7 protein-coding genes and 2 pseudogenes are annotated in these 14,121 nt (G+C 38.7%); 6 read left to right on the forward strand and 3 right to left on the reverse strand.

Annotated features, from left to right (window positions below):
• Nucleotides 1–306: 306 nt before the first annotated feature.
• Nucleotides 307–1,206, reverse strand: coding sequence for a ParB/RepB/Spo0J family partition protein (locus tag HLH18_RS13090; protein WP_171547186.1), 900 nt, complete (start codon nt 1,204–1,206; stop codon nt 307–309).
• An 18-nt stretch (nt 1,207–1,224) separates the two neighbouring features.
• Complete coding sequence (locus HLH18_RS13095; RefSeq protein WP_074947363.1) at nt 1,225–2,010, reverse strand: ParA family protein; 786 nt, start codon at nt 2,008–2,010, stop codon at nt 1,225–1,227.
• Nucleotides 2,011–2,914: 904 nt separating this feature from the next.
• Between HLH18_RS13095 and HLH18_RS13100 the strand changes: the two genes are divergently transcribed.
• From HLH18_RS13100 to HLH18_RS13125, 6 genes and pseudogenes are all read left to right on the forward strand, one after another.
• Nucleotides 2,915–4,084, forward strand: coding sequence for a replication initiation protein (locus HLH18_RS13100; RefSeq protein WP_171547187.1), 1,170 nt, complete (start codon nt 2,915–2,917; stop codon nt 4,082–4,084).
• A 249-nt stretch (nt 4,085–4,333) separates the two neighbouring features.
• A pseudogene (locus HLH18_RS13105) lies at nt 4,334–5,604 on the forward strand (type I restriction-modification system subunit M).
• Nucleotides 5,604–6,740, forward strand: a complete 1,137-nt coding sequence (locus HLH18_RS13110; protein WP_131291738.1) for a restriction endonuclease subunit S — start codon at nt 5,604–5,606, stop codon at nt 6,738–6,740. Before HLH18_RS13105 ends, HLH18_RS13110 begins: the two are co-directional and overlap by 1 nt.
• Before the next feature lie 11 nt (nt 6,741–6,751).
• Nucleotides 6,752–7,663: a DUF5655 domain-containing protein gene (locus HLH18_RS13115; protein ID WP_171547188.1), complete on the forward strand. Its 912-nt coding sequence runs from the start codon at nt 6,752–6,754 to the stop codon at nt 7,661–7,663.
• 437 nt (nt 7,664–8,100) lie between these two features.
• Nucleotides 8,101–9,837: a hypothetical protein gene (locus tag HLH18_RS13120; RefSeq protein ID WP_171547189.1), complete on the forward strand. Its 1,737-nt coding sequence runs from the start codon at nt 8,101–8,103 to the stop codon at nt 9,835–9,837.
• A 238-nt stretch (nt 9,838–10,075) separates the two neighbouring features.
• A pseudogene (locus HLH18_RS13125) lies at nt 10,076–12,951 on the forward strand (type I restriction endonuclease subunit R).
• 103 nt (nt 12,952–13,054) lie between these two features.
• On the opposite strand, the gene HLH18_RS13130 reads toward HLH18_RS13125, so the two are convergent.
• Nucleotides 13,055–13,732, reverse strand: a complete 678-nt coding sequence (locus HLH18_RS13130) for a type 1 glutamine amidotransferase domain-containing protein (protein WP_171547190.1) — start codon at nt 13,730–13,732, stop codon at nt 13,055–13,057.
• Nucleotides 13,733–14,121 lie beyond the last annotated feature (389 nt).

Raw genomic sequence — 14,121 nt, forward strand, 5'->3', positions numbered from 1 at the left:
ATGGAGTACCATGTCACTAATTATTATTAAAAAATACGAAGTAATATCTTATTAGCCAAAACTATTAAATATTGAGTTTGCAAGATCATGAATAATTACAAAAACCCCACATTCTCACTGTAAAATAAAAAACCATAGTTCTTATTATTTTTAAACAAAAGGTATTGTTCCTGCAGATTAAATATGATTATTTCTTAGGCTATTTAAATTACGATCAAATCTGAACCAATACCACTTAAATGATGAATCTGTAACACACTCTTGACCTTAAAAAAGGAAGTGTAGCAACTTGCTACACTTCCTTTTTTATTTGATCAGCATTTTTTTCAGCAGCTGTTCTAGCTCTTGTAAATTTTGATCATCAAATTCGCTCATTTTTAAGGACACTTTTAAGGTATTGTGATCGAACTTGATATTGCCTGCGACTTTTCCATCGTATTCAATTTTATGCACGATTGAAGTTTTAATCGGCTGTTTGGTCTCTTTCGACTTGAGGATTTTTTCTGCTAATAATGCCAGTTTGGTTTGTTCAACTTCTTTTTTCAGTAACTTTGCCCAAGCTTCTAACAGTGCTTTTTTAGCATGATTGTAATTCGCTTCATGATCGGAGAGAAACTTTTTTACTGCCGTGGCTGCAGTACGGGCCAACAATGTCGGTTGTTGCTCTAAATCATCAATCAGTTCTTGAGGTAATTTTTCGAAAGATAAATACTTATACATATCCTCACGGTTCATGCCTAAGGACTTTGCCAGTTTTTGCTTGTTCTTTTTTAATTTCTCATTCAAAGAACTCAAGCCGACATAGATTTCATAATCGGTTAAATCTTCCCGTTTTAAGTTTTCAGCTAAAGTTAATAGGGCTACATCTTCATCTGATGCATCTATAACAATCACTTCAATGGTATTTTTATTAAGAAACTGATGCGCTTTTAGACGTCGTTCACCAGCAATCAGCTCATATTTGTCCTGTACTCGTCGTACTGCAATCGGTTGTAGTAAGCCAATTTCTTCAATCGAGGTTGCTAAGTCTTCAATATCTTGTTGATTAAAGATTTTTCTTGGTTGATTGGGACTCGGCTGAATATCAGTAATTTGTACATTCCGACGCAGTTCTTTCACATCATTAACATGCTCTTTTTGAGCTTGTTGATGTTTTTGAGTATTTTGCTGTAAACGTTGTGCCAACAGTTCTTTAGTACTTACCATAATATTCTCAAAATACTTTTATTCAACACGATTAATAATTTCTTTGGCTAAATCTTGAAAAGCCTTACGAACTTTAGCGTTTTTATCTACACCCAATAATGGTTGTTGCAAAATTGCGGCTTGATTGACTTTAGTACTCATCGGAATGGTGGTTTTTAACAATTCGCCGACCTGACTTAGAGCTTCATCTCGAATCAGTTTACACACGTTTTGGCGTTCATCATGTTTAATCAATAAAGCGCCTAAAAGTTTTAATTCAGGATTAACACGTCTTATTTTACTTAAATGATTAATTAAGTCGGTTACACCATATAAGCCATATTGTGACCCGGATTCAATTGGTACCATGACATGTGTGGATGCAGCCAATGCATTACTGGTGAGCAGTTTTAGGCTTGGAGGACAGTCAATCAGGATGAAATCATATAATCCTTTTAACAGTTCCAGTTTGTTCGCCAGCTCTTCAGAGGGTCTGGGTGCATCATCTTTAAGTTGATCTTCAGTTTTACCTAAAGTGAGTGAACCATAAATTAAAGAAACATTTTTGAAATTGGTTTCTTCTTCTAAAGCTTCAGATAATAGACTTAAATCACCTACCAGTAATTCAGCAGAAGTGGTTTCCACTTCACTCGGATGTCTGGATCCGATATGTAGACTTGCGTTTGCCTGGGGATCTAAATCAATCACCAAGACTTTGTTGCCCAAGTCTGCCAGTTCTGATGCTAGATGAACTACTGTGGTCGTCTTTCCGCAACCACCTTTATGATTTGCCACAGCAATGATTTTAGTCGACTTACTTGTCATAATAGACCTCATTTGAGTTATTGTAATATAAAGAACTTTGTAGCAACTTGCTACAGATTATTTAAGCTACGTTGAAGTTATAATCTGAACTTGAATAAAAAACAAACAGATTCTTTTTTTTATTGAATATAGCTAGCTAATTATAATTAGTATTAATTTATATAATTAGTTAATTATAATTAGAGCATATTTATATCTTTTAAAATCAATATCTTATGATTTTAAAAGTGGAAGGTTTGTCACTGAAAAGTGGAAGACTTGTCACTGAAAAGTGGAAGACTAGTCACTGAAAGGTGGAAGACCTGTCACTGAAAGGTGGAAGACCTGTCACTGAAAGGTGGAAGACTTGTCACTATGGTGGAAGGCTTGTCACCGAGTTTAAATAAAGCTTGAATTTAAACTATAAAATTATTTAAAAACAAGTTCTTAATCTGTTGATAAGTTGGATTATTTGGCTTTAAAGGTGGAAGGCTTGTCATTTTGATATTTTTATCCTGTGGATAACCTGTTTGTTCGTAATTTCATCAAAGATATTGTCTATTTTCATTCAAGAGCAGGATAAAAGTGGAAGGTTTGTCACTGTTAAGGTGCGTTTTTAATTATTCTTTCCACTTTATTGGGGTGTTTAGCGCATTTTTTTACTTTCCAAGCACTTTCAAAATGATTCAGAAATATTAAAAGTGGAAGCTTTGTCACTAAAAAGTGCAATATTTGTTTTATTTTCCACTTTAAGTTTAAAAAGTGTTTTAAATAGCAAAACAAAGTGACAGGGCTTCCACTCTTAGCCTTTGCTTTGATTGCTTGTTGTTCATTTCAGTATAGCGCCTAGCTAAAAGGGTGAATAATTTGCATAGGATTCCACTTTTGTGTATAACATGTAGAAAAGTACTTTTATTTTCCACTTATGAACAAGCTGAACGAAAAAGAAAAAATAGAATATCTACCTTATTGTATTGGGAATATTCGACATAATGGCGTGGTCAGTACCAGCAACCGCCTGATTCGACCGATTGAGCTGTCATCCAATGAGTACAAAGCGCTACTTTATGCGATGGCTGTGGCGAATTACGGTGAGAAAAATAATCAAGATCGAGAAATTACCGAGCAAACCTATATTTATTTGCATAAAGATGATTTAGGTGAATTGCTGGGTTTAGATAAAAAGAATTCCATTAATGTCGCGATTGATCGGATCTATAAAGAGCTGTCTTCTCGGGTTGCCCATTTTGTCATTGAAGAGCCCTTAGATGACAGTAAACGAAAAGTAAAAAAAGTCCATTCTGTAGTGCCTATTATTCGAGAGCTGCGTTGGGAAGATGACGCCAAAAATGCCTTGCAGATTCGCTTTACCAGTGAAGTGCTGCCTTATTTTACCCGTCTGGCCAGCGGGAATTTTACCACTTACCAATTAAAGGATTTATTTGCTCTAGACTCCGTGACCAGTATGAGTCTGTACTCCTACTTTATTAAAAACGAGTTCAAGTATGCCAATCAGGATACATACGAAGTTGAACTGTCACTGGAAAATATCAAAGCATTAACCGATATTGGCGAGAAGAAATATGATCGTTGGGTTGATTTCAGACGTTATGTGTTAGATAAAATTGTTGAAGAAATTAATGATAGAACCAGTCTGAAGCTGGAATACGACACCATTAAGAAAGGACGGCCTATTGTCGGTGTCCGGTTTAAAATCACCAGTGGACATATTGAGACTGTCATTCCTCAAAGCAATGAAAATACCCAAATCTATCTGGATGTGGATTTTGATGATAACGCCATCGTGAAAGAGCTGGGTGCAAAATTCGATATGACGGTTCGCTCTTGGTATATTCACGCCAATGATCCGAATTATAAACAGTTCAGCAAGTGGTTTAAGGCTGAAGGCTGTTTAACTGACTCTCAAGCCAACTTGATTGTAAACGATATTATGTTTCAAATGGATTTTGCTGTGGCCGGCGTATCCATGACTGATTTCAAAAAAGAAATGAAATATAAGCTCAAAAATGATCCTGCTTTTGTTCAAGGAAATCGCGAGCGTTTGAACGAGATTTTCGGAAAAGAGATTATTTAAAAGTGTAGTAACTTGCTACATGTTTATAGTGATTGTTTAAATGATATTTTTTGAAATATAATTATTTAGAATGTTGTAGCAAATTGCTACACGATTTTATCGTGATGGATGAAACTTAATTGAGCTTCTCTGTTTAATCAGCGAAATTGAAACGACAAATTATGTCACATGGGGGAAGAGGCTATGAATCAGCAAGCTGAACTCCCCCAGTATTAAAAAATAAGTGTATGCAATTCGAATGACCCAGCTATAACTGCAACAGCTACAAAAAAACTTTGGAATATTGCCAATACTTTACGCGGAACCATGGGGCAGATGAATTTCGGGATTACATTCTGGGGTTTATTTTCTTTAAATATTTATCGGAAAAGTCGGTTAATTTTGCCAATGAATTGTTGGATGGAGAAGAGATCCGTTTTCTTGAACTGGATAAACAGAATCCTGAGCATATCCCTTATATCGAAGAAATCAAAAAGAACGCCATTGCCGAAGTCGGTTATGCACTCACTCCAAAACAGCTATTTCATACATTGGCACAACGTGGCCGTCAGGGTGAGTTCATTCTGGATGATTTAACTGCGACCTTAAAATCGATTGAACAAAGTACCTTGGGCACCGATTCTGCCGATGACTTTGCCAACCTGTTTGAAGATCTGGACTTAAACTCCACCAAGCTGGGCAACAAAGATGTGGATATGATTTACGGTCAGGAGATGAACCGTACCACCTACAACTTGGCGCGGATGAACATGATTCTGCATGATGTTCATTTTGCCAAGTTCGACATCAAGCAGGAAAACACCTTAACCCGTCCGCAGCATTTAGATAAAAAATTTGCTGCGGTGGTGGCCAATCCGCCCTTTTCAGCCAACTGGTCAGCCGATCCGTTATTTTTGCAGGATGAACGCTTTGCCGCTTATGGCAAACTGGCGCCCAGTTCTAAAGCTGATATGGCTTTTGTCCAGCATATGCTTTATCAACTGGATGACAACGGCACTATGGCGGTGGTGTTACCGCATGGTGTGTTATTCCGTGGTTCCAGTGAGGGCGTGATTCGTCATTACCTGATTGAACAGTTGAACGTGATTGATGCGGTGATTGGTCTGCCTGCCAATATTTTCTATGGCACCTCGATTCCGACCTGTATTTTGGTGTTGAAGAAAAACCGTGAGCATACTGGCAATATTCTGTTTATTGATGCCAGTAACGGTTTTGAAAAGCAGAAGAATCAAAACAAGTTATTGCCTGAGCATTTGGACCATATTATTGCGGCTTTTGAAAAGCGCCAAGACATTGAAAAATACGCGCATGTAGCAACTTTACAAGAAGTGAAAGATAACGATTACAACCTGAATATTCCACGTTATGTGGATACCTTTGAAGCGGAAGCCGAAATTGATCTGGATGCGATTGTCCAGCAGCTACAGGCTTTAGAAGTAGAAAGCCAAAAGACCGATGCCGTGATTGCGAATTTCTGCAAAGAGCTTGGGATTGCTTCGCCTTTTGCGGAGGTGAAGTAATGACTGCACCAAAGTTAAGATTTAAAGAGTTTGATGGGGATTGGTCTACAAATAAAATAGAAGATATTTCTAATGTGACATCAGGTGGAACACCTAGTAGAAATATTGGTGAATATTGGAATGGTGACATTCCATGGGTTACCACAAGCCTTGTAGATTTTAATATTATTACCGAAGCTGAGGAATTTATTACTCAATCAGGTTTAGATAATTCCTCCGCTAAGCTTTTTCCTAAAGATACAATTCTGATGGCCATGTATGGTCAAGGCATTACACGTGGAAAGGTTGCAATTCTGGGAATAAATGCAACGACCAATCAAGCCTGTGCAGCTATCAAATTAAAAAATGATTTTGACACGAAATTTATCTTTCAAAATCTAATGAATCGTTATGACGAAATTCGTGATTTGAGTAATGAGGGTGGTCAAAAAAATTTAAGTGCCGGCATTATTAAAGAAATTTGCATTCATTACCCTCAAAAAGAAGAACAAACCAAAATCGCCACTTTTCTTTCTACAGTGGATGAAAAGATTAGCCAACTTACGCAAAAACATCAGCTGCTTAGCCAATATAAACAAGGCATGATGCAAAAGCTGTTTAGCCAGAAGATTCGTTTTAAAGCGGATGATGGTAGTGAGTTTGGGGAGTGGGAGAACCTAAAATTCAAAGATGTTATTACTATCAAATATGGAAAGGATCATAAAAAATTAGAAGATGGTGATATTCCTGTTTTAGGCACTGGTGGCATTATGAGATATGTTGATTCATATTTGTATGATGGTGAAAGTATTTTAATTGGGCGTAAAGGTACGATTGACAAGCCTCAATTTATATCTGGCAAGTTCTGGACAGTAGACACATTGTTCTATACAGAAATAGGTGAAAAAATTCTGCCTAAATTTGCTTTTCAACAATTACTTTTAGTGAATTGGTTAAATCTAAATGAAGCTACAGGTGTCCCAAGTCTAAATACAACTTCGATTGGAAACATTGAATTAAAAGTACCTTGCCTAGAAGAACAAACCAAAATAGCCAATTTCTTATCTGCCATCGACCAAAAAATTGAAGTGGTCACACAGCAAATTGAACAAGCCAAGCAATGGAAAAAAGGCTTGTTGCAGCAGATGTTTGTGTAGGGGGGAACCGAATGCAGCTTTATCAAACCCAAGCACAGTCATTAGTAGAACTCACAGAAGATCCTTTTCGTTTGGAAAGAGAAATTCAAAGCCTGTTTGAAACCAATATTTACAGTTTTACAGGTCTGGAATTTATCAAGTCTGAATTCACCATTAAAAACAACCGTATTGATACACTGGCTTTCGATCCCGAAAGTCAGGCTTTTGTGATTATCGAATACAAGCGAGAGCGTAACTATAGCGTGATCGACCAAGGGGTTTCTTATCTGAACCTTATGCTGGACTATAAAGCTGATTTTATCGTTGAGTACAACGAGAGCCAGAGTAAACAGCTTAAACGTCAGGATGTCGACTGGTCACAAAGTCGGATTATCTTTGTTTCGCCCAGCTTTACCGACTTTCAAAAGCAGTCCACCAACTTTAAAGATTTAGGCATTGAGCTGTGGGAAATCAAACGCTATCAAGGTGGAATTATTTCAGTAAATCCATTACAGAAAGCCAAATCAGCTCCTTCAATCAAGCAAGTGCAAAAGGTTGAGTCTGAAGATATTCAAAAGATTGCCAAAGAAATCCAGCAATATGATGAAGCCTATCACTTGGCGGATAAGTCTGATGACATCAAGGAGTTATATGAGCAATTCCGGGATTCAATTCTAGCACTGACCACCGATTTGGATGTTCATCCCAAAAAAATGTATATCGCCTTCCGTAAGGGTAAACGGAACTATGTCTATATGAGTATTGGGACAAAACAAATTCGTATTTGGTTAAATATGCAATTTAGTCAACTGGATGATCCGAAACAGCTCGCGAAGGATGTGACTAATATTGGACATTGGGGCAATGGCGATTGTGAAGTAATCGTGTCAGATACAGAAAATTTAGAATATATCTTGAGTTTAATTAAACAGACATTGAAGTGAATAATTTAAGATTTTAGAGGATGAGATGACAGAACAGAAGCTATTTTTGTACATGGGTTGATCTAACCGAATGTGAAGAGTGACTAAGACAGATCAAAGTCTTAACAGCGAAGTTTTGGAATTTAAAATGGTAGCTCCACCTTAGTAACACTTATGAAAACCTTTGATCTAAGATGCAACCTGGTACAACTGAAGCATTAATTGAATGCACCCCCTCATACAGTTTTGTAGGAGTTGCAGCCTTATCCATTCATCTTATATAGTCCAAAGCATTTTTTCACCGCAACATGGTTTCAGTCCACTCTGGCTAACAAAATATACAATTTATACAGAGGATTTTCATGCAATAGGGCTAACTTATGGTTGTTTTTGTGATATAAATCACATCGCTTTTTCTCATTAAAAGTTTGAATTCACTACAATGGTTTTAGATCTCCATGCAGACATATATTCCTTATCATCTTAGGGTACAGTTAAAACAAATAGACCCTATTCTTGATAAAAATTGGCAGCAACAACTGGATTCTATTCTATCTACGACACCGCAAGCACTACAGCAAAAAATAGAAGACCAGTATCTAAAACCAAAAAATATATCGTGGAATTACCTGAACCAAACTTTTGAGTTTAAAGACCATATCAGCCTCAAAGAACTTCAGCTCAACACGCAAAATTCTGAGTTACTACAACTTGCGCACAAAATTAATACAACCTTGAGCTATCTACAAAGCTATCAAACTGACTTCCAGATTGCCGATTACTTAGAAACTATTGTTCGTGAGATCAATCAAATTGATTTGGACAATCCAAAAGACATTCAAGCACAACAACTGATCAAAAAAGCATTTCTGTATGATGCAGCCCTCATCATTCGAGAATTAAATTTTTCTGTTTCTGAAAATCACCGTCATTTAGATATTGAGCAGGTCCGTACATTTATCTTTGAAGTTTTCATGAAAAGCGAAATTTTGGGAAGCTGGTTTTCCCATATTTTACTCAGTGAATATGCCGATCAGGAACTGACCATTTTTCAGGATTATTTTATTCATGAACAACAGGTGCGTGATTTTGAAATCATCAAAACCTTTCAATATTATTTTGTCCTGAGTAGCTCTTATGAGAGTTCAATTTCCGCTTATTCAATTCGCCGCTTTTTAACCGAAGAAAGCTTTGGTAAAGAAGACCGGTTCTATATCAGTGGTTTGGTTCTGGATCCGCAACAGCTTAATCAACCAAATTATTTTGAAAATTTCAAACAGCTCATGACCCGAATTATTGGCATTCAGAGCAAAATGAATCCACATGTTGTAGAGCTAGTTGAATCGCTACACGATTATAATCATCAACGACTCATCCCCAGTTTGAAAGAAATCTTAAATATTCAAAGTTTTTCCGTTGAGCATTTGGTCAAAGAACATCTAGAAATTTTAGAGAAAGATTTATCCTTAAATATTCTCGAACCTTTCCTAAAAGGATTAAAAAACAGCGTTCAATATACTGATGAATTAGAATTTTGTTATTTAAATATTTTAAGATTAATCAATGAATTTCTACATCAACTTGAAATTTTATCGCAGGAGCCGATGCTGCGGTTTAATCCCCATGCACGCCTGTTTAAATATCGTTTAATTGCCTATTTAAAATTATTGGAACAGCGTCGAGCACAAATTTTTGTGCTCTTTCATGATGAGTTTCACTATCAGCAAAATGTGCGAGCAGTTTCAGCACCCACTCAGGAAATGAGAGAATTGCTCAATGATGCGATTGAGCAAACTCGTCAGATCCAGCAACAGATACGCCAGTTAGAACGCGAAATGCAAAATCAACAAAATGACAGTTTCATTAAACGGCTCTTTAAAAAGCCTGAAAACCATGAATTTAAGATCAATGAATTAAAACAGAATATTATTGATGTTCGAGATCGTTGCTATCTCAGAATTATTGCCCTTCAAAAACAGACCACTCAGGTAAGTGTGTATTTAGAAGCAAAAAATTTAATTCCGGTGGACTCCAAAATGCGCCATTATGCCTTTGCCAATGGTGAAAATGGGGTGACACGTTTACCACTGCTGTTACAGCTGCCTGAAGAGCGTAATAGCTTCAATATGCAGAGCGTACTCTTGGCTTTAAACTATGAATTTATGTTGTCTGTGAAAAGCTGGGTACTTAAATAAGGCTGATTGGATCAGTGATAATGAGGTACCTTACCGGATGCTTATTTATTAGAGAAATTTTTCTTATTTTGAAAAGCTTACTTTTAGGTTCTATTATTTTTAGGGAAGATTAATAGTGGAATTATTAAGTTTAATTTTCATCAGTAGAGTCATATGTTTGTGTTGAAATGTATAATGAAACTTACAATAAAATCTATTTTTTAAAAAGTATTTAAGTAAAAGTTTTGTGAGAGAGATAATGACAGTACAAAGCGAATACCAACTTGAAAATGAACTGATCGGCCAGCTACAGCAATTGGGTTATGCCTCAGTCACGCTCAAGGACGAAAGCCAGCTACAGTCAAACCTGAAAACCCAGATCGAACGTGCTAATGGGCTAGATTCACTTTCTGAAGCTGAATGGAAACAGGTCATCAGTTTTTTGAATACCGGCACGGTCTTTGAACGGGCCAAAAATCTACGCGATCTGTCCCGGTCAAATTTGATGACGGCAGCAGTAAGCACATCTTTTTCCTGTCCGATGATCCGATCAAAAACATCTATCAGGTCACCAATCAGATCACGGTCGACCACCGTGATTATAATGGCCGAACCAGCCGTTTTGATGTGACCTTACTGGTGAATGGTTTGCCACTGATCCAGATCGAGCTGAAAAAGCGTGGTATGGAGATTGCTGAAGCCTTTAACCAGACCCAGCGCTATACCCGTGAAGCCTATTGGGCTAGACAAGGCCTGTTTGGCTTTGTCCAGCTATTTGTCATCAGCAATGGTGCCAATACCCGCTATTACTCTAACGGCACCAGCGGCATTGAATTTGCCTTTCCTTGGGCTGATGTCAGCAACAAACACATCAATGAAATCGTCGACTTTGCCGAGGCTTTTCTGAATCAGCAACATCTGACCCAAATCCTGACCCAGTATATGGTGCTACTGGAAACCACCAAAAGCCTGATGGTGCTGCGTCCGTATCAGATTTATGCGGTACAGAAAATCGTTCAGCATGTACAAACGTCCAAGCAGAATGGCTATATCTGGCACACCACCGGCTCAGGCAAAACCCTGACTTCGTTTAAAGCTAGCCAGATCATCATGCAGATGCCGGACGTGGAAAAAGTCCTGTTTGTGGTGGACCGCAATGATCTTGACACGCAAACCTCCCGGGAATTTAATGTCTTTAAAGCCGAGAGTGTCGACAGTACCGATAGCACCCATACCTTGGTCAAGCAGCTGGATCAGCGCCATGACAAGCTGATTGTCACCACCATTCAAAAGCTGAACCGGGCGATCAGCAATGACCGCTATCAGGAATATATCGACTACCTGAAAGACCAGAAAGTGGTATTTATTTTTGATGAATGTCACCGTAGTCAGTTTGGTGACACCCATCAGAACATCAAGAAGTTCTTTCGCAATGCCCAGATGTTTGGATTTACCGGAACGCCGATCTTTGAGGAAAACAGTCAGTCCAAGGCCGGTTTAAAGCTCACCACCGATTACCTGTTTAATCAATGCCTGCATCAGTACGTGATTGTCGATGCCATCCGCGACCGTAACGTGTTGCAGTTCCAGATTGATTACCGGGGAAAATACACTGCTAAAGGTATGCAGAACACGCTTGACTATAATGATGAAGTCGAAGGCATTGATACCCAAGAGCTGTACGATAATCCGCAACGTCTGGAAATGATTGCGCGTTATATTGTCGAGACCCATGACACCAAAACCCGCAATCGTGAATTCACCGCCATGTTCTGTGTCAGCTCCGTGAATACTTTAACCCAGTACTACGAACTGTTTGAAAAAGTCCAGGCTGAAAAACAGCAGCAGGATGAAGAGCAGGGCAGACTATTCAAACCGCTGAGCATTGCCACCATTTTCTCCTATGCCGCCAATGAAGCTGTACCGCTAGATGAGCAAAACGGGCTGATTCATGAAGAAGCGGCAGACATCCCCAGCCAGATCAATCCGTCCAGTCGGGATAAGCTGGATCGTTATATTGCCAACTACAACCAGCAGTTTAAGACCAACTACAATTCTGGCGATCAGTTCTATGCCTATTACCGCGACATTGCCGATCGGGTCAAGAAAAAGCAGGTAGATATTTTAATGGTGGTCAATATGTTCCTGACCGGATTTGACTCCAAGCCACTGAATACGCTGTATGTCGATAAAAACCTGAAATATCATGGTCTGATTCAAGCCTTTTCACGGACCAATCGTGTATATAACGACAAGAAACCTTTCGGCAACATCATCTGCTTCCGTAATTTGAAACGGGCCACCGATGAAGCACTGGCGCTGTTCTCGAACAAGGAAACCAGACAGATCGTATTGGTTCCAAGTTTTGAAGAGATCAAGAAATACTATGAAAATGCAGTCGAAAAGCTCTTGGCGATTAGTCCTGAATATCAGGCCGTCGATGCACTATTGACCGAAGAGGATCAACTGGCATTTATCAAGGCTTTCCGTGAAGTAATGCGCTATAACGCACAGCTGCAGACTTTTATCGAATACGATCAGGATCAAACCAGCCTCGATAAACAGCACTTTGCTAACTTTGCTTCTAAATATGCAGACTTGTGCCGTGATCTACGCAAGACCACCAGCAGAGAAAAAGTATCGGTATTGGATGATGTCGATTTTCAGCTGGATCTGCTGCACAGTGACCGGATCAATGTTGGTTATATTATCAACCTGTTGCAACTGGCTATTGAAGCGGGGGATGATGAGAAACGTAAGAAATATGAAGTACAAGTTTATGACATGCTGGGTAATGAAGTCAGCCTGTATGACAAGCAGGAACTGATCCAGAAGTTCATTGCAGAGAACCTGCCCAAAATGATCAATGGTCAAAGTGTCCAAACTGCTTTTTCGGCATTCTGGGATGTAGAGAAAGAACAGGCCTATCATCATCTCTGCACAGAGGAAAACCTGAAACCTGAGGCGATGCAGCAGGTGCTGGAACATTATGAGTTCACCAAGCGCTTACCTCGCAAGGAAGAGCTGAAAGACCTGCCGAACTATAAGGTGAAGCTATTTGAGCGGGATAATGTATTTTCGAATCTGCTGATCAAGACCCGGCAGTTGATTGAGAAATTTTATGTCGGAATATAGGTGATCAAAGACTTTCAGAAATCACCATTCTGGTATAAATAGCGTCTCAATTTTTCACTCTCATGGCTATCACATTTAAAATGTGATAGCCATGAGGTATGGATTATTTTAACAACTTAAGTAGGGCGTGGGCTGTTGCCTCAGAAGAAGACGGATTTTGTCCAGTGACGAGCAATCCATCAACTTCGACATGCACTTGCCAATCATCAGCTTTGGAATAGTTCCCCCCATTTTCCTTAAGAACATCTTCTACCAGAAAAGGAACTATTTCAGTCAGACCCACTGCAGCTTCCTCGGTGTTGCTAAAACCTGTGACTGACTTACCTGCAACTAACGGTTTACCCTGTTCTGTTTTAACGTGGCGAAGTACCCCAGGCGCATGGCAGACAGCGGCAACAGGTTTACCGGTCTGAATGGCTCGTTCGATCAAGGCAATTGAATCGGAATCTTCTGCTAAATCCCATAATGGACCATGACCGCCAGGATAAAATACCGCATCGAAGTCCATGATAGAAATTTGGTTCAGTTTTTGTGTATGAGCAAGTGCTTGCATAGCCGATGAATCTGCTTCAAAACGATGCGTCGTTTCAGTCTGAGAATCGGGTTCATTACTTTTAGGATCGAGCGGCGGCTGTCCCCCTTTGGGAGAGGCTAAGGTCACTTCTGCACCGGAATCGATAAAGGCATAATAAGGGGCTGCAAGCTCTTCAAGCCAAAAGCCCGTCTTCTTGCCTGTATTGCCAAGTTGGTCATGTGATGTAAGAACGACAAGAATTTTCATATTGTTTACCTAATGGTTGTACTTTTAAGTTCTGCTGAGGTGCGGTTATTTCGTAAAGTAATACCCTTTATTAGACTACTTGGATCAATCAAAAAAAAATGATCTTTTTGGTAATGATCTGTACTGTAAGTTTTAAGATATTCATGCATAACTTATGCATGAAACATATCGAATATAAATAGCCTAAGCGTAAAAATATTTAAAATGAAAAAATTTATTCAAATATAAGAAAAATAATAATTTTGATTATGGATAGTACCACCTTTCACCAAGGGCAAAGACTTCAGGAGTGGGTATGCTGTGCAGGCCATTACCTTGTATGGCTTGCTAAATATAGCCTGGACTTAAATCTGTTTTATTGGATTTATAAAGATGAATAACGGTGCATA

The sequence above is a fragment of the Acinetobacter sp. ANC 5414 genome (assembly GCF_013004295.1).
Taxonomy (GTDB): domain Bacteria; phylum Pseudomonadota; class Gammaproteobacteria; order Pseudomonadales; family Moraxellaceae; genus Acinetobacter.